This is a genomic window from Pseudomonas sp. GW821-FHT03E01 (assembly GCF_059420765.1).
The window spans coordinates 453,362-468,808 of record NZ_JBWKUI010000003.1 but is presented as its reverse complement, the minus strand read 5'-3'; the positions used below and the strand labels follow the sequence as shown (position 1 = coordinate 468,808).

General features: G+C 59.4%; 18 protein-coding genes and 1 tRNA gene. 9 read left to right on the top strand and 10 right to left on the bottom strand.

Annotated features, from left to right (window positions below; all coding sequences use genetic code 11):
- Nucleotides 1–338 precede the first annotated feature (338 nt).
- Complete coding sequence (locus AC07VO_RS07765; RefSeq protein WP_018928085.1) at nt 339–1,622, bottom strand: NAD(P)/FAD-dependent oxidoreductase; 1,284 nt, start codon at nt 1,620–1,622, stop codon at nt 339–341.
- A gap of 183 nt (nt 1,623–1,805) precedes the next feature.
- On the opposite strand from AC07VO_RS07765, the gene AC07VO_RS07760 reads away from it, so the two are divergent.
- The 4 genes from AC07VO_RS07760 to AC07VO_RS07745 all read left to right on the top strand — a co-directional run bounded on the left by AC07VO_RS07760 (nt 1,806) and on the right by AC07VO_RS07745 (nt 3,999).
- Nucleotides 1,806–1,882: transfer RNA gene (locus AC07VO_RS07760), tRNA-Val, on the top strand.
- A 202-nt stretch (nt 1,883–2,084) separates the two neighbouring features.
- Nucleotides 2,085–2,552, top strand: coding sequence for an anti-virulence regulator CigR family protein (locus AC07VO_RS07755; protein ID WP_026286579.1), 468 nt, complete (start codon nt 2,085–2,087; stop codon nt 2,550–2,552).
- 178 nt (nt 2,553–2,730) lie between these two features.
- Entirely contained in the window at nt 2,731–3,372 is a 642-nt protein-coding gene (locus AC07VO_RS07750; protein WP_225602806.1) for a hypothetical protein, read from the top strand.
- A 171-nt stretch (nt 3,373–3,543) separates the two neighbouring features.
- Nucleotides 3,544–3,999, top strand: a complete 456-nt coding sequence (locus AC07VO_RS07745; protein WP_018928082.1) for a DUF2214 family protein — start codon at nt 3,544–3,546, stop codon at nt 3,997–3,999.
- Between the two features lie 193 nt (nt 4,000–4,192).
- Here AC07VO_RS07745 and csrA read toward each other — a convergent pair whose 3' ends face one another.
- Nucleotides 4,193–4,387, bottom strand: coding sequence for a carbon storage regulator CsrA (csrA, locus tag AC07VO_RS07740; RefSeq protein ID WP_007938114.1), 195 nt, complete (start codon nt 4,385–4,387; stop codon nt 4,193–4,195).
- Nucleotides 4,388–4,637: 250 nt separating this feature from the next.
- Here csrA and AC07VO_RS07735 point away from each other — a divergent pair, with 250 nt between their 5' ends.
- Nucleotides 4,638–5,003, top strand: coding sequence for an SPOR domain-containing protein (locus AC07VO_RS07735; RefSeq protein ID WP_064616994.1), 366 nt, complete (start codon nt 4,638–4,640; stop codon nt 5,001–5,003).
- 95 nt (nt 5,004–5,098) lie between these two features.
- Here AC07VO_RS07735 and AC07VO_RS07730 read toward each other — a convergent pair whose 3' ends face one another.
- From AC07VO_RS07730 to ftrA, 5 genes are all read right to left on the bottom strand, one after another.
- Nucleotides 5,099–6,562: a GDL motif peptide-associated radical SAM/SPASM maturase gene (locus AC07VO_RS07730; RefSeq protein ID WP_064616995.1), complete on the bottom strand. Its 1,464-nt coding sequence runs from the start codon at nt 6,560–6,562 to the stop codon at nt 5,099–5,101.
- Between the two features lie 170 nt (nt 6,563–6,732).
- Nucleotides 6,733–7,314 (bottom strand): DUF1842 domain-containing protein, encoded by a 582-nt coding sequence (locus AC07VO_RS07725; protein ID WP_018928079.1) that lies wholly within the window; start codon nt 7,312–7,314, stop codon nt 6,733–6,735.
- 54 nt (nt 7,315–7,368) lie between these two features.
- Nucleotides 7,369–8,004 carry a DUF1842 domain-containing protein gene (locus AC07VO_RS07720; RefSeq protein WP_018928078.1) on the bottom strand — a complete coding sequence of 212 codons (636 nt, stop codon included), beginning with the start codon at nt 8,002–8,004 and terminating at the stop codon, nt 7,369–7,371.
- 41 nt (nt 8,005–8,045) lie between these two features.
- Complete coding sequence (locus tag AC07VO_RS07715) at nt 8,046–8,234, bottom strand: DUF1843 domain-containing protein (RefSeq protein ID WP_086945464.1); 189 nt, start codon at nt 8,232–8,234, stop codon at nt 8,046–8,048.
- Nucleotides 8,235–8,491: 257 nt separating this feature from the next.
- Entirely contained in the window at nt 8,492–9,463 is a 972-nt protein-coding gene (ftrA, locus tag AC07VO_RS07710) for a transcriptional regulator FtrA (protein ID WP_018928076.1), read from the bottom strand.
- A 101-nt stretch (nt 9,464–9,564) separates the two neighbouring features.
- On the opposite strand from ftrA, the gene AC07VO_RS07705 reads away from it, so the two are divergent.
- The gene (locus AC07VO_RS07705; RefSeq protein WP_086945465.1) at nt 9,565–9,999 is read left to right on the top strand and encodes a rhodanese-like domain-containing protein; all 435 of its coding nucleotides are present in this window, start codon (nt 9,565–9,567) and stop codon (nt 9,997–9,999) included.
- Here AC07VO_RS07705 and AC07VO_RS07700 read toward each other — a convergent pair whose 3' ends face one another.
- Nucleotides 10,000–10,650: a type 1 glutamine amidotransferase gene (locus AC07VO_RS07700; RefSeq protein WP_086945466.1), complete on the bottom strand. Its 651-nt coding sequence runs from the start codon at nt 10,648–10,650 to the stop codon at nt 10,000–10,002.
- Between the two features lie 321 nt (nt 10,651–10,971).
- Here AC07VO_RS07700 and AC07VO_RS07695 point away from each other — a divergent pair, with 321 nt between their 5' ends.
- The 3 genes from AC07VO_RS07695 to AC07VO_RS07685 all read left to right on the top strand — a co-directional run bounded on the left by AC07VO_RS07695 (nt 10,972) and on the right by AC07VO_RS07685 (nt 13,830).
- A complete protein-coding gene (locus AC07VO_RS07695) occupies nt 10,972–11,751 on the top strand; it encodes an ABC transporter substrate-binding protein (RefSeq protein ID WP_018928073.1) in 780 nt (259 codons plus the stop codon).
- 120 nt (nt 11,752–11,871) lie between these two features.
- Complete coding sequence (locus AC07VO_RS07690) at nt 11,872–12,984, top strand: succinylglutamate desuccinylase/aspartoacylase family protein (RefSeq protein ID WP_086945467.1); 1,113 nt, start codon at nt 11,872–11,874, stop codon at nt 12,982–12,984.
- Nucleotides 12,985–13,113: 129 nt separating this feature from the next.
- On the top strand, nt 13,114–13,830 hold the full coding sequence (locus tag AC07VO_RS07685; RefSeq protein ID WP_086945468.1) for an alpha/beta hydrolase: 717 nt from the start codon (nt 13,114–13,116) through the stop codon (nt 13,828–13,830).
- Between the two features lie 11 nt (nt 13,831–13,841).
- Here the strand turns inward: AC07VO_RS07685 and AC07VO_RS07680 are convergent, their stop codons facing one another.
- Nucleotides 13,842–14,429: a DcrB/PsbP domain-containing protein gene (locus AC07VO_RS07680; RefSeq protein ID WP_086945469.1), complete on the bottom strand. Its 588-nt coding sequence runs from the start codon at nt 14,427–14,429 to the stop codon at nt 13,842–13,844.
- Between the two features lie 218 nt (nt 14,430–14,647).
- Nucleotides 14,648–15,430: a hypothetical protein gene (locus AC07VO_RS07675; protein ID WP_064617003.1), complete on the bottom strand. Its 783-nt coding sequence runs from the start codon at nt 15,428–15,430 to the stop codon at nt 14,648–14,650.
- Nucleotides 15,431–15,447 lie beyond the last annotated feature (17 nt).

Here is a 15,447-nt window from a genome sequence, read left to right as displayed (position 1 = left end):
GCGGTAGTTCAGTCGGTTAGAATACCGGCCTGTCACGCCGGGGGTCGCGGGTTCGAGTCCCGTCCGCTGCGCCATATCTGCCTCAAGGCCCACTGAACGCCTTGAAGCTACGAAGAAGGCCGTTGGCAATCTTCGAGTCGATAGCAAAGACCCTGGTCGAAAGACCGGGGTTTTTTGTGCCTGCGATTTGGCTTTTTCTTCTTTCGCGCCTTTGCGCTCTGATCCTTCTGCATCCAGCCTCGGCGCTACAACGGCCGAGTCACTTTGCGCGCCACTGACATCTGTTGGGCTTCGACGGCGACTTCGCTACAAGAAGTCGCCGCTCCTGAGTCGGTCGATCAGACCCCGAGCTTGTCCCGCAATCCGTAATACCAGGCGCCCAACGCTGCGAACGGTGTGCGCAGCAATTGCCCGCCGGGGAACGGGTAGTGGGGGAGGTCGGCGAAGGCGTCGAAGCGTTCAGCCTGACCACGCAATGCTTCGGCCAATACCTTGCCCGCCAGGTGCGTATACGTCACGCCGTGGCCACTGCAGCCCTGGGAGTAGTAGATGTTATCGCCCAGTCGCCCGACCTGAGGTAGACGTGACAGGGTCAGCAGGAAATTGCCGGTCCAGGCGTAATCGATCTTCACGTCCTTGAGTTGCGGGAAGGCCTTGAGCATCTTCGGTCGAATGATCGCCTCGATGTTCGCCGGGTCCCGCGCGCCATACACCACGCCGCCACCAAATATCAGGCGTTTGTCGGCGCTCAGGCGGTAGTAGTCGAGCAGGTAGTTACAGTCTTCGACGCAGTAGTCCTGAGGCAGCAGGCGCTTGGCCAATTCATCGCCCAAGGGTTCGGTGGTGATCACTTGAGTCCCGCAGGGCATCGACTTGGCCGCCAGCTCCGGCACCAGATTGCCGATGTACGCGTTGCCGGCGACGATGATGAACTTGGCCCTGACCTTGCCCTGAGGCGTATGCACCACCGGGTTGGCACTGCGCTCGATGCGCACTGCCGGCGATTGCTCGTAAATAGTGCCGCCCAACGACTCCACGGCTGCTGCTTCGCCCAAGGCAAGATTGAGTGGATGAATATGCCCGCCACTCATATCGAGCATGCCGCCGACATATTGATCGCAAGCCACTACCTCGCGGATGCGACGCTGATCCAACAGCTCAAGCTGCGTGTGACCGAAACGCTCCCACAGGCGCTTCTGAGACTCCAGATGGCCCATCTGCTTGTCGGTAATGGCGGCGAACACACCGCCATCCTTCAAGTCGCACTGGATATTATATTTGGCCACTCGTTCACGAATGATCCGCCCACCTTCGAACGCCATCTGCCCCAGCAACTGAGCTTGCTTGGGGCCGACGCTGCGCTCAATCACATCGATATCACGGCTGTAGCTGTTAACGATCTGGCCACCGTTGCGTCCCGACGCACCGAAACCGACCTTGGCGGCTTCCAGCACCGTAACCTTGAAACCGTTTTCCAGCAGGAACAGGGCAGAGGACAGGCCGGTGTAACCGGCGCCGATTACACAGACATCAGTCTCTACATCATCCTGCAAGGCCGGGCGCGCTGGCGCTGCATTGGCCGACGCGGCGTAATAGGACTCTGGGTAGGGAGTGTTCGCCATCCTGCAGCCTCTGTTTAATATATTTTACGAGTGCATTGATCCTACCCGAGTTAAAAATCGACCGCCAGCCACCGGAAAATCTTCTTTGCCACAGCGAAATTAAATATTTTGCATATTCATAGGGTTAGGTGAAAAAAAGGTGTTGACACCCCTCCGGAATTCCGTAGAATGCCGCCTCACAGCAGGCACGTAGCTCAGTTGGTTAGAGCACCACCTTGACATGGTGGGGGTCGTTGGTTCGAGTCCAATCGCGCCTACCAAACAAAATCCGCTCTGCTGGGCGGTCTGGAAGGGCTCACCGAAAGGTGGGCCCTTTTTTGTTGTCTGCGATTTACCTGGCTTTTGCAAAATCCTCAAAAACGCCAACTCGGCGCCTCACTTCCAGTAAACACTGTTGCTGAACTAATACCGCCATAGCCGTCTACATTCTTCAGGGGACATCCCCTTTCGGAGAGAATGGATATGTTTAGATCTCGCTCGTTGATCGCCGCTATGACGTGTCTTGCCTTGGTGTCTGGTTCAGTGACTGCATTGGCCGACCCGGGAAACGGGAAAGGCCAGGGAGGTGGCAAGGGAAATCCACAATACAACCAGGACCATGGCAACTCCGGCCATGGAAACAAGGGGAAAGGTTCAGGGGGGGGCGATTGGAGTCACGGCCCGAGCATCGACCACGGTAACGTCCTTGGCATCGTGGGTGGTTATCGTGGCTACTGGAGCCCCGGGCCCGCCTTGCCACCCGGTATTCAGAAAAACCTCGCGCGCGGTAAACCTCTGCCGCCGGGGATCGCCAAAAAACTCGATGGCCGTCTGCTCGGCCAGCTTCCCCACTACGATGGCTATGAGTGGCAGCAGGCTGGCACTGACTTGATTTTGGTGGCCATCGCTACCGGGATCATCTACGAGGTGCTCAATGGTGCGTTCGATTGATGTGAGGGCGATAAATTTCAATTGCGCCCTTGCCGCATAACGACCCGCAACATCGCGGGAAGCAGTGTGCCGGTTCGATCACTGCACATTGCTTGCCCGCTGGTCGCCGGCCTTTGAACTGTGTGGGGTGGAGACGGTCAATTATTCCGTGCAATATCAACCTCCACGGAACCTCACCATGCTATTAAAAAACAAGAGTTTTGTTGCCGTCATGTCCTGCGTGATGATGCTTGCAGCCGCCCCGTTATTGCCCGCTGAACTGTCCATCATGAGCTCCGCCTACGCGAAGGATGGTGGCAATGGAGGTGGTGGCGGCGGTGGTAACGGTGGTGGCAATGGCGGCGGTAACGGCGGTGGTCATGGTGGCAACGGCGGTTCCGGCCATTCCGGCGGCGTCAGTAGCAATGGCCGTGGCGCAGGCTTGAGTAGCGACCATGTCGGCCTTGGTGCAGGCTTGAGTGGCACCCATGTCGGCCGTGGTGCAGGCTTGAGTGGCACCCATGTCGGTCGTGGTGCAGGCTTGAGCAGCGACCACGTCGGCCGTGGCGCAGGCTTGAGTGGCACCCATGTCGGCCGTGGCGCAGGCTTGAGCAGTGATCACGCCGGCAAAGCCGTCCGGGACCGTGGCGTCAATGGCAACCACTTTGGTAGCGAACGTAACAGTGACCGTGGCCATGGCGCAGTCACTTCGGGCATTGCGCATTCCAGGGACACGCGAGGAGTTGCCAAGGCCTCTGCCATTTCGGCCACTACGCCTGGCGATCACAACACGAAAGGGTTGAGCAGCGCTCGTACTTCGATCTCGAAACGACTGGATTAAGTCCAGGACTCTCAAAAACCGGGTATCCATCAGGAACCCGGTTTTTTTTCGCCTGCAATTTGCCCGATGGCGAGGTGCGGGAGATCAGCCCAGCTACATGCGTGAGCAAATCCGACACGATGGACTACTACTGTAAGGCTGATTCAACTTTGTCCTGATGGGAGTATGTCGATGCTGGCTCACTGGTTTCTGGCGGCGGTTCACCTCTTGGCCTTTGGTCTGGGTTTTTGGGCTGTACTGACCCGCGGTACGGCGTTACGTCGTCTGAGTGCCGGGGCAGGGGACGCTCGCCGTGTTTTGATTGCAGATAATCTGTGGGGGATCTCTGCAGTCACTCTACTGATCACGGGTGGGCTACGAGCCTTTGGCGGGTACGAAAAAGGCACTGATTACTATCTTCACCAACCCCTGTTTCATCTCAAGATGACGCTCTTGGTGTTCATCCTGTTGCTTGAGATTGCACCGATGGTGACGCTGATCAAATGGCGGATTGCGCTGGGGCGCGGCGCGGCTATCGATACCGGCCGCGCGACGCTGTTTGCCCGTATCAGTCATATCGAGGCGCTGTTGCTGGTGCTGATGGTCGTGGCGGCCACGGGCATGGCGCGTGGTGTGACGTTTGGCTAACCGGGCAGGGGAGCGCTCTTTCTCGCTGCAAATCCGAAACGTCTGACAGTCATGGCAGGAGCCAGGGCAGTAGTATCGGCTCCGTGTTGCGATGGCATCGCAAAGAGAGACGGAGCGCAGAACGATGCGGCACTTGAATCTTAGCCAGCCGTTACTCGAGGCAGAATGGGCTGGCTACTGACTGCAGCAGGATTCAGGGCGTTTGCGGCTTGTCCGGGGCGGTCAGGCCAGCCTGGATGCGTTGATAAATTTCTTCGCGATGCACCGCAACGTCTTTCGGGGCGTTGATGCCAATCCTGACTTGCTGGCCGCTAACGCCCAGGATGGTGATCGTAATGTCATCACCGATGTTTATGCTTTCACCGACTTTGCGGGTGAGTATCAGCATGGTTTTCTCCTTGATTGCTTTGTAGGGCACCTGATTCGGACAGTGCAGAGGTCGGTATTAGATATAGATTAGTGCGAAGTTTCACGGTTTGGGTGCCTCTTTCTGACGCGCAGATGCTGCATTAATTCCCAAGGTGTAACTATACAGAGGCCGCCACCATCATTCTCGTTGTTTTGAGCCCATTTTGCGGCACTCGGGATGGATCCATGGATGTTAAAATCGCCGCTTTAAGCATTCGGAGGAAAGCGTTGTGCGCAAAATGGTCTTGGTAATCGCGGTACTGACGCTGGCCGGATGCGGTGAGGATAAAGGGGTTGACGCTCAAAAGCCGCAACCGGCAGTCGCCTCCGTTCCCGCGGCGGTAACGGGCCCGCAGTGGGACGTCGAAGTGCGCGGCGAGACACCCCAGGCGGTCAGTGACCTGAGCGGTTGGTTGATTGAGCACAGCTTCGTTCCCAACGTCGTGAAGGAAAATGGAAAGGTTCGTATTCTGGTCGGGCCGTTCGGTTCGCAAGCCGAGGCGCAGGTCAGGCAAGCTGAAATAACGGCGGCGCTGACCCGGGCGAAAAAGATGAACATCGAATCGCTGATCGTCGAACACCCGACGGCTCAGTAACCGTCCTTTTCGCAACGCGCAGACCCGCATGCCGGGTGATGTGCCAGGGAAGCGATCTTCGAGGTCGCTTCCCTGGTGATGCGTCGGCATAAACGTCACATCAAGTTATTTTGCGGCAACCCCAGCAGGCCGGTCAGGGTGTTGATGATCGCTTGTTGCCGGGCACGGTCTGTCTGGTGCACGGCTTCCGCGGCGGCGACATCAGCGTCGCAGTGGGGGCACGTCACTTCGTGTGCATGGATGTACTGCAAGCAGCCGCGACACAGCGCCAGTTGCGGTGGAATACGTCCTTCGTCAGGCGATTTCTGGCCCTGGTTCGCCCAGGCCAGTTTGATCACCTGGCCGCTGTCGCTGACGCTGTTCACCTTCTCGCCGGTATCGATGCGCTCGGTAATCAGATCAAAACGTCCGACGGCGAAGGAGGTTTTTGCCGCGTCCTCGAGTTTGACGATGCGCTCGCGTAGCCCGCGTTTTTGCAGGTCCAGCGCGCGGTAATGGCAGTAGGGATTATTGCCGGGTTTGCCGAGCAGGGAGTGCGAGGTCCAGGTGCAGCCGCCACGGCAGACGTCGTTGTAGTAACAGCCTCGGCAGTAGCCCCACAGGTCGTCGACCGACCGCAGGCGGCCAAAGTGCATGCCTTCGCTGTAATGCCAGATATCGTGCAGGCTCATGTTGCGTACGTTGCCGCCCGAAAACCCCACCGTGGCCAATGACGGGCAACCCTTTACCGTGCCGTCGGCTTCCAGCGCCAGCACGGTCTGGCCGGCGGCGCAGCCACTCCAGTGCACACGTTCGTCGCCGAAGCCACGCCACATGTGCTCGTAAGGGCCGTAGTAACCAATATTGTTGCCCACGTTCATCAGCAGGCCGCGATCAACCCCTTCGCGGTAGAGGCGCGCCAGCAGCGGCATCACTTCCAGCAGTTGGTAGGGTTGCAACAGCAGCTCCGGGTGGTCGACGGCATTGCCCATGGCGACCGTCAGCTGGATCTGCCAGTGAGTGGCGCCGAGGTCGATGATCAGGTCCATCAGCTCGGGCAGGTCGGGCAACGTGGCCGCGCCGATTTGTGTGTTGACGCTCACCGCAAGCCCGGACTGTTTGGCGCGTCGCAGGGTGTCCACCGCCTTGTCGAACGAGCCCGGGACATTGCGCACTGCGTCATGCAGTGGGGCCAGTCCATCCAGTGACACACCGACGCCATTGAGTCCGGCGTCCACCGCTGCCTGCATTTTTGCGGGCGTCAGGTTGCGCCCACCCGTTTGTATCGCGCAATACATGCCGTGATCGTGGATAGCCTGGATCAGTTGGGTCCAGTCCTTGCGCAAATAGGCTTCACCGCCGATCAGGGTGATCTCGCGGGTGCCGAGTGCCGCCAGGGAATCGATAACGTCCAGGCACTCCCGGGTGTTCAGTTCATCGGGGCGTCGATGGCCGGCGCGTGAGCCGCAATGCAAGCATTTGAGATCGCAAGCCAGAGTGATTTCCCAGACCACATGCACCGGCACGTAGCGTTTGAGGTCGGTTTCACTGAGGTAGCGGGCTGGGCGACTGTCTGACATGGGAAATCCTTGCGCACCAACGCGTGCGCGGCACGAATCCATCGAAGTGTTCGCGCCTTCCTTGAGTCAATGGCGCGACCGGATTTACCTTTTGTTGTTGGTCTATAGCGCGGAGTCTGTGGGAGCGGGCTTGCCTGCTCCCACATGGGGTTGCGCTTAACTGCCTGGGGTTAGCGGGCCTCCAGGCGGGCGATTTCAGCGTTCAACTGCTCCAGAGCGCTGCGCAGGGCACCGCTGTTGGCCAATTGCTGTTCACCCTGGCTCACCACGGACTTCAGTTGCGCCAGGTCACCGCTGGTTTGCGCTTGCTGTACCGCGACGGCATAGAGCGGCACCGCATGGTGCGGATGCTCTGGGCGCTCAATCACTGGGGCCTGGCTGACAGCTGCGTGTTTCACGTAATGCCAGATACCCTGGTCCTGGTACTTGTAGTCGACATAACCGCTCGCCCAGTCGGCGCCTAAAATGCCTTTCAAGCCGAAAGTCTGGGCGATCTGGCTGAGAGGGCCGCTCGGGCTGCCCGCCAAGGTGAGGATGATGTGGTTTTCGGCCGTCGGCACCAGTTTGGCCTCGGAGTATTCACCCCATACACGGGCACGGAAGTTGAGAGGCGGATAGGTGCTTTGGAAAATGCTGGCAACCCCGCTGACTTTTTTCTTTACGGTATCTACCAGCAGATCCAGGGTTAAAACCGGTGCGCCCAATAGGTGACTACTGACATTCAGGCGGGTATGAAAAAGTCCGATTGACATGGTGCTACTCCCTTATTTGTATTCTGGACAACTCGGGCATGTTTCGTGAGCGGGTCAGCGGCGTTCCTGCCGGCTGATTTCGCCCTTGGCCGTTTCAAGCGCGCTCTGCAGTTGGGGTTGCTGATCCAGTTGTTGTTGGGCCAGGCGGGCCAGGTTTTTCATCTGGGCCAGGTCACCGCTGGCAATGGCACTTTGAATCGGTGCGGCGTACAGCGGCATGATCGGTGGATAGGCTGGAATGACCGGGCCGGGCTCCAAAGGCACCGATTTATAAGCGTTGGAGGGTACCGCCTCGACAAGATGAGCGGGAGCAGTGACCTGGACCCACCGTTCACCATTGAAGTACTCGTAATTGGCGACACCTTCTCTCCAGTCGCTACCGACCACCAGATGCAACTTGAAATTCACGATTGAGTTCGAGCCTGGGCCGCCGTTATTGCCTTGAGCGGTGATCAGGATCTTGCTGACGCCAGGGCTCATGACCGTCAGGTAGGTGTATTCGCCCCAGACATCGGAGTGCACATCCAGTGGAGGGTTAGTGGCTTGAGTAATTTCGGCAGTGCCGCTTACCGTTTGATCTGGGGTAAAAACCAGAAGATTGAGTGCCAGGTTTTGTGCGCCCGCGGCCGAAGTACCAATTCGGTAGCAGAGTGGGAACAAGCCGACAGGTTGTTGATTGGAACCAGACATAATTATTGCCTCCATTGCAATAAGGGGCGTGGAAATAGCTATTAGTGCTTTTCCAGGCGTGCGATTTCCTTAACCAACTGCTCGTAAGCAGTTTTTAGCTCTTTATTTTCTGGTGTGGATGCATCGCGTTGTTTCAACAGCGTCTTCATTTGCGACAGGTCGCCTGCCTTGATCGCGCCTTGGATGGCCACCCCATAGGGGGGCATGCTATGGCGAGTTGAAGTGCTCATAACGATTCCTTCCGTGGTGTTTGCGGGCACTGCTGTCATCAGCAGTTTTTGCAGTTAAGCAGGCGCCGATAAATATGCAATGGGCTGTGCAAGAGTAATTTTTAATATCGTTTTATTTATCGCGGCGGGTGAGCAGTCGAGATATTTGATATTAAGATTGGCGATAAGTTAGTGCGATTCCTCATGAGTCCTTATTGTTTTTATCGCCATTGATAAAGAGTGTTGGGGCGGTCTGTAACGCCCTGGACTGAGATCATTCAAACAGCACTGACCTTGTGCCCGAACCGTTCCCGATACACCGAAGGCGGCACGCCGACCACGCTGCGAAATGCCACCCGGAAACTCTCCACCGAGCGATAACCGCAGTGCTGGGCAATCTGGTCGGTGTTTTGATTCGTACTCTCCAGCAGCTCGCGGGCCCGGGCCAGGCGTTCATGCTGCAGCCACGCTTTGGGGGGCATACCGCTGGCTTCGGTGAACCGCCGCAGGAACGTGCGCTCACTCATGGCCGCCTCGCTGGCGAGGTCGCGAACCTCCAGCGGTTCATGCAGACGTTCCCGTGCCCACTGCATGACCCGCGACAGGTCGCTGCGCGGCGTCGGGCTGACCGGTGACGGAATGAATTGCGCTTGGCCGCCGGTGCGTTGCGGCGACATTACCAACCGCCGCGCCACCGAGTTGGCCACCTGCGTGCCGAAATCCCGCGCGACCAGATGCAGGCAGGCATCGATGCCGGCGGCGCTGCCGGCCGAGGTAATCAACTGACCCGAATCGACATAGAGCACGTCCGGATCCACCAGAATGTTCGGGAAACGCTCGGCCAGTTCAGTGGTGTAGCGCCAATGGGTGGTGGCGCCGTGACCGTCCAGCAAACCGGTGGCCGCCAGTACGAATACCCCGGAACAGATCGACAGCAACCGCGCGCCTCGGGCATGGGCCTGGCGCAGCGCGGCGAGCAAGGGCTCCGGCACCGGTGCGCTGCGGTCGCGCCAGCCGGGGATGATGATGGTTCGGGCGCGCTCAAGCAGTTCCATCCCGCCGTCGGCCAGCACCTGAATGCCGCCCATGGCGCGCATCGGCCCTTGGTCGACGGCGACGATGCGGTGCTCGTACCAAGGGAAATCGAACTCTGGCCGCGCCAGGCCGAAGATCTCCACGGCAATGCCGAATTCGAAGGTACAGAGGCCGTCGTAGGCCAGAATCGCGACTAAACCTGGGGTGGGCTGCATTTGGCGGAAAATTCCCGGTGAGTGTCTTGTGCGCCACTGTAGCGGCAAGGCCGGAGCAGATAAAGTTTTCTCACACCCACTGAGACTTTGGAGTACAGCCCATGCCTAGCCTGGTTCGCGAGATTCCCGCAGCCCCGTCCGCCATCGCCCTGATGCACTTCAGCAATCGTCTGACCTTCGAAACCGATTGTTCCGACGTCTACAGCAGCCAAGAGGCCGGCGAGGTGGATTTTGTTCTGGTGGACGTGCGCGGACCGTTGGCGTTCGAACGCGGACATGTGCCAGGCGCGATCAACATCCCGAGTCGATTGATCACAGCGGATAGCCTGGCGGACTATCCGAAGTCCACGCTGTTTGTGGTCTATTGCGCCGGACCTCACTGCAACGGCGCCAACAAGGCCGCGGTGAAGCTGGCGGCACTGGGTTACCCGGTCAAGGAGATGATCGGCGGGGTGACCGGGTGGCTGGATGAAGGGTTTGAGTTGAGTGTTGCGGTGCAACCCGCCGTTGCGTTGACCATTAGGTGTGAATGCTGACTAGGTGTGGCGATTAGCTGATGAAGCGCTCCACCATCCATCCAGCGTCACCCGCAACCAGTCAAACACAGCTGCATAGGCGACGCTGTCCTGTGGCTCCCGGGGCAACGGTGATTCCTCGCCAAAGTGCTCATTGAGGATCGCCACCGATTCAGCATTCCATTCCGGGTGGAACTGCAACCCCACCCGCGTCGGGCCAACGCGATACATCTGCTGCTCACAAACCTCGCTGCTGGCCAGCAACTGCGCAGCGGGCGGCAGATCGATCGCGTCTTCGTGCCATTCCAGCACCTTCAGCGTCTGGCCATCGGCAAAGGTCACGGTAGTCCAGCCGGTTTCGGTGTGAGCCATCCGCCGCACATTGCCACCCAGGCTCAGCGCCAGCAACTGCGCCCCCAGGCAAATCGCGAACACCGCCGCGCCCTGATCCAGGCTGCCCGCCAGCCACTGACGCTCTGTTTCCAGCCATGCCGGCCCGGCACCTGATTCATAAGGCCCACCCAATAGAATCAGCGGTGCCGCGCTCACCGGCGGCAACTGACCGAGGTCGGCGCGAAACACGTTCAGGGTAATGCCTCGGGATCGGGCCCATTCGGCAATGGCGCCGGGGCCTTCGGCAGGATGGTGCTGGATCAGATTCAGCGCGGGCATCACGTTTCTCTTGTGGGGGCGGTTGGCGGGTCAATGTGAGGCAAAAAAAGGTTCATCGCCAGTGCGACTCTTCGATCGGATCAGTACCCGAAAATGTGTAGGTTTTGTCTGAAGCAAAGGATTGTCCTACAGTCCTTGCACCACCTCGGAGCACACTTCAAGTGCGTCGAATCCCTCGGCTTCTTTTTTATAAGTATTTGTCGCCTAAACACAATTTGCCCTCCTGTAGCCGCTCTAGACTGCCGGCCACTTCGGTCTTCACTAGCCGAAAGTTGCCAATCGAAATCTGCCAATAAAAGCCTCCGCACACAGGAGTTATAAATGAAGAAGCGAGTGATGTTCGGTGCCCTGGCACTGTCGATGTTGTCCCTGACCGCCGTGGCCGAAGACGCCAAACCGATTCGCCTCGGGATCGAAGCCGGTTACCCGCCATTCTCGATGAAAACCCCCGACGGCAAACTCACCGGTTTCGACGTGGACATCGGTGACGCGCTGTGTGAACAGATGAAAGTGAAGTGCACTTGGGTCGAGCAAGAGTTCGATGGCCTGATCCCGGCCCTGAAGGTCAAGAAAATCGACGCGATCCTGTCGTCCATGACCATCACCGACGACCGCAAGAAGAACGTCGATTTCACCATCAAGTACTACCACACCCCGGCGCGCTTCGTGATGAAGGAAGGCACCAACGTCAAGGATCCACTGACCGAGCTCAAGGGCAAGAAAGTGGGTGTACTGCGCGCCAGTACCCACGACCGCTTCGCCACCGAAGTGCTGGTGCCGGCCGGCATCGACCTGGTGCGTTATGGTTCCCAGCAGGAAGCCAACCTGGACATGGTTGCCGGTCGCCTTGACGCGATGCTGGCCGACTCGGTCAACCTGGACGACGGTTTCCTGAAAACCGACGCCGGTAAAGGTTTCGCATTTGTTGGCCCGACCTATGAAGACGCCAAGTACTTCGGCGGTGGTGCCGGTATTGCCGTGCGCAAGGGCGATAAAGAGCTGGCAGACAAATTCAACACCGCCATCACTGAAATTCGCGCCAACGGCAAGTACAAGCAAGTGCAGGACAAGTACTTCAACTTCGATGTTTACGGCCATTAATACGCCGTAGAGAAGTGGCCACCGTGGATGCGGTGGCCATTTTTCATGCTGGACTTTGTGGGTGCGGGCAGGCTCGCTCCCACAAGAATGGCCTCATCGCACAGATATTCAGGAGTCCCCATGCAACGCATCGATCATTCACTGCCCTGGAGCCATCTGGGGACTGAACGCACGCTCAGCGTGTTTCGTTATGGCGCGGGTACTCGCAAGGTTTACATCCAGGCCAGCCTGCACGCGGACGAACTGCCGGGCATGCGCACCGCCTGGGAACTGAAGAAGCGTCTGGCCGAGCTCGAAGCCCAGGGGCAACTTCAGGGCATCATCGAACTGGTGCCGGTGGCCAATCCCATCGGCCTCGATCAGCACCTGCAAGGCAGCCACATGGGTCGCTTCGAATTGGGCAGCGGCAAGAACTTCAACCGCTCGTTCGTTGAACTCAGCGCTCCGGTGGCTGAGTTGATCGGCGATCAATTGGGTGGTGACGCCCAGGCCAACATCGTACTGATTCGCCAGACCATGGGGCAGGTGCTCGATGATTTGCCGGCACCGCTTTCGCAATTGGAAGCCATGCACCGCTTGCTGCTGCGCCACGCCTGCGAGGCCGACATCACCCTCGACTTGCATTGCGATTTCGACGCGGCGATTCACCTGTATGCCTTGCCGCAGCATTGGCCGCAATGGCGCTCCCTGGCGGCTCGCCTGAAGGCCGGGGTGGCGTTGTTGTGTGAGGATTCCGGCGGCAGCTCTTTCGATGAGTCGTGCTCTACGCCGTGGTTGCGCCTGGCACGGGCCTTTCCCGAGGCAGCGATCCCGCCGGCCAACCTGGCGACCACGCTGGAGCTGGGCAGCATGGGCGATACACGGGTCGATCAGGCCCAGGCCAACTGCGAGGCGATCCTGGGGTTCCTCGCCGAACAGGGTTTCATCACCGGCACCTGGCCGTCAGCGCCAAGCGAATGCTGTGAGGGCCTGCCGTTCGAAGGCACCGAGTACCTGTTTGCACCGCATCACGGGGTGGTCAGTTTCCTGCGCAATTCAGGTGAATGGGTGGAGCGGGGCGACGCGTTGTTTGAAGTAGTCGATCCATTGAGCGACCGGGCCACCACCGTGTGCGCCGGAACCAGCGGCGTGCTGTTTGCCATCGATCGCGGACGCTACACGCAACCGGGCACCTGGCAGGCGAAAGTCGCCGGACGTGAGCCGATCCGGGTCGGGAAACTGGTCAACGACTGACGTCCCGACGCGATTCAACATGTAGGCGCTGCCTCCTGCGGGGGCGCGGTGCATCAGAGGGAAACGGTGCATCGGCGGGAAGAGATGTTAGGCTCTGTCCCGAATCCTGCGCGCTGTGAAGGAAGGTTTATGTTGAAGTTTCTCGCTCTGCTCACGCTCCTGGCGTCCACCGCCGTCCACGCTGAAATCCCGCTACACACCGATCTGCCGCTCAAGTACCTGGAACAGGCCAACGTTGAATCCCGTAACCAGCCCTTGGTGATTTTCCTGCACGGTTACGGCAGCAACGAGCAGGACCTGTTCGGCATCAAGGATGAATTGCCGCCGCAGTACACCTACCTGTCGGTGCGGGCGCCGATGACGTTGGAAGAGGGCAGTTACCAGTGGTTTCGCAAAAAGGGCGAGGGCGCCTATAACGGCGAGACTGACGACCTGAAAACCAGCCGCCAGGTGCTGCTGGATTTCGTCGCACAAGCGGCAAAGAAATATCACACCGAAACGGACAAGGTTTTCCTGGTGGGCTTCAGCCAGGGCGCGATCATGTCCTATGAAGTCGCGTTGCGTCATCCCGAGGCGGTGGGCGGCATTGCGGCGTTGAGCGGGCGCATCCTGCCGGTGCTCAAGTCCGAACTCAAACCGGATGAAAAACGCCAGTCGCTGGCGATTTTCATCGGTCATGGCACCGCCGACAAACGCCTGCCCTATACCGACGGCACTGAGGCCGACAGCCTGTTGCAAAGCCTGTCACTCAAGCCCGAGTTCCATGCCTACGAAGGCGTCGGCCACAGTATCAGCGCCACCGAGATGCAGGATTTGAGCGCCTGGTTGCAGCGCCTCAATCCCTGAGCCGGTCGGGTTTATTTGCCGGTGATGATCTGGTTCACCAGCGTTTCGTGGCCGGTTTTGTCGTTGGGGCGGGAGATGACCTGAATGATGGCCATGCGAGTGCCAGAAGCGGCCATCAGCGAGGTGTCGAGGGTCATGCCGCCGCCCTGGGTGGCGGTACTGTCGATCTGTCGCAGGCCCAGCCCCGTGCCTTTCTGGGTAAGGCTTTTTTCGCTCAGCTTGTTGAAGTCCGGCAAGGCGTTGCGTTGCTCGGTGGCGAAGGCGGACACGGTGGCGTCGAGGAACTCACCATCGTTGTCTTTGACGTTGGCGCCGCCGGGAATGGTGTTTTCAGCGGCGATGACTACGGTTTTAGTGGTCTGGTTGGTGTACATCGTGCCCGTCGCCCCGGCGGTGCCGGTGGCCGCGTCGCCGGCCGGCAGCGGATTGGCGATGAAGCCCTTGGGCAGGGTGAAGGTGAACTTGCCGCCGAGCATCGAGACCTTCTGGGTCGGCGCTTTGTCGCTGGAAGTGGCCTTGGCCGCCTGCGCATTCAAGGCCCCCAGGCTGGCAGCCGCTGTCAGCAGCAGAACAACGGCTTTTTTACTCAACAATGACATTCAAACTCTCCGTAGGGTGGTCGCGCTATGACGGCGATCATCCCATGGATCGCGATTTGTAGCAGCTGTCGAGCCTGCGAGGCTGCGTTCGGCGGCGGAGCCGTCGTAAACCGGTGCATACGGTGTATCTGAAAGACCGCGGTACCTGATTTCACGACTGCTCCGCCGCCGAACGCAGCCTCGCAGGCTCGACAGCTGCTACACAAGGCGTGTGGTGATCATCGTTGCCGTTCGTTGAAACGATAAGGCGCTGGGCGCAATGCCCGTTGTTTAGTCACCAACAGCATCCCGAGCGAGGCGCCTATCCCCAATGCAAATCCCGTCCAGCCGAACCTCGGCAACGCCAACGCCAGCACCAGACAAAACGCCGCGAACGAATACATCCCGGTAGCTGTAGCCCGCAGCAACGCCGCCGTAAACGCCGGACCGCGAGTCTGCTGGGAAAACACAGCCATCACACTGCCCAGCACCGGGAACACTGCGAGCAATCCGCTCCAGCGCTCGCCGACGGTGCTGGCCAGCACCGTCACGGCCAACGTGAGCAGGGCGCCAGCCATCATGCGCAGCAGCAGTTTGTCGGATTTGGGCGCCGGGCCTGAAACGACGGGTTGCACCGAGGGAAACAGGTACGGCGCGGCCAGCAACGCGGTGGCGGCGGCGATCACCGAGAGCGCCAGCGATGGCGGGATCAGCGACAGCACAACAGCCACCGACGCCCAGACCAGCAGCGCCATCGTTAGCGCCCACGGCCAGCTCAAGCGTTGTGCGACCTGGGCATACGTCACGCAGAAGGCAATCATCGCGAACATGGCTGACAGCGCCGCCGTTGCCGCTTGAGCGGCGAACACATGGCCTTGCTCGATGGCGAGGAACAACAGAATCGGCCCGACCACCACCGGCAACCCCGACAGCCAACCGGCCACGCTTGGTCCCCAGCGTTTACCGGCCAGGGAAATCAGCAGCAGAAACCCCGGGATCACCAGCAGCTTGAGCATCAGCACGCACGCATCTCCATTTG

What these genes read in the sequence shown, in the direction of transcription:
- AC07VO_RS07765 (WP_018928085.1), bottom strand. Translation starts at nt 1,622, where the DNA reads ATGGCGAACACTCCCTACCCAGAGTCCTATTACGCCGCGTCGGCCAAT.
- AC07VO_RS07755 (WP_026286579.1), top strand. Translation starts at nt 2,085, where the DNA reads ATGTTTAGATCTCGCTCGTTGATCGCCGCTATGACGTGTCTTGCCTTG.
- AC07VO_RS07750 (WP_225602806.1), top strand. Translation starts at nt 2,731, where the DNA reads ATGCTATTAAAAAACAAGAGTTTTGTTGCCGTCATGTCCTGCGTGATG.
- AC07VO_RS07745 (WP_018928082.1), top strand. Translation starts at nt 3,544, where the DNA reads ATGCTGGCTCACTGGTTTCTGGCGGCGGTTCACCTCTTGGCCTTTGGT.
- csrA (WP_007938114.1), bottom strand. Translation starts at nt 4,387, where the DNA reads ATGCTGATACTCACCCGCAAAGTCGGTGAAAGCATAAACATCGGTGAT.
- AC07VO_RS07730 (WP_064616995.1), bottom strand. Translation starts at nt 6,562, where the DNA reads ATGTCAGACAGTCGCCCAGCCCGCTACCTCAGTGAAACCGACCTCAAA.
- AC07VO_RS07725 (WP_018928079.1), bottom strand. Translation starts at nt 7,314, where the DNA reads ATGTCAATCGGACTTTTTCATACCCGCCTGAATGTCAGTAGTCACCTA.
- AC07VO_RS07720 (WP_018928078.1), bottom strand. Translation starts at nt 8,004, where the DNA reads ATGTCTGGTTCCAATCAACAACCTGTCGGCTTGTTCCCACTCTGCTAC.
- AC07VO_RS07715 (WP_086945464.1), bottom strand. Translation starts at nt 8,234, where the DNA reads ATGAGCACTTCAACTCGCCATAGCATGCCCCCCTATGGGGTGGCCATC.
- ftrA (WP_018928076.1), bottom strand. Translation starts at nt 9,463, where the DNA reads ATGCAGCCCACCCCAGGTTTAGTCGCGATTCTGGCCTACGACGGCCTC.
- AC07VO_RS07705 (WP_086945465.1), top strand. Translation starts at nt 9,565, where the DNA reads ATGCCTAGCCTGGTTCGCGAGATTCCCGCAGCCCCGTCCGCCATCGCC.
- AC07VO_RS07700 (WP_086945466.1), bottom strand. Translation starts at nt 10,650, where the DNA reads ATGCCCGCGCTGAATCTGATCCAGCACCATCCTGCCGAAGGCCCCGGC.
- AC07VO_RS07695 (WP_018928073.1), top strand. Translation starts at nt 10,972, where the DNA reads ATGAAGAAGCGAGTGATGTTCGGTGCCCTGGCACTGTCGATGTTGTCC.
- AC07VO_RS07690 (WP_086945467.1), top strand. Translation starts at nt 11,872, where the DNA reads ATGCAACGCATCGATCATTCACTGCCCTGGAGCCATCTGGGGACTGAA.
- AC07VO_RS07685 (WP_086945468.1), top strand. Translation starts at nt 13,114, where the DNA reads ATGTTGAAGTTTCTCGCTCTGCTCACGCTCCTGGCGTCCACCGCCGTC.
- AC07VO_RS07680 (WP_086945469.1), bottom strand. Translation starts at nt 14,429, where the DNA reads ATGTCATTGTTGAGTAAAAAAGCCGTTGTTCTGCTGCTGACAGCGGCT.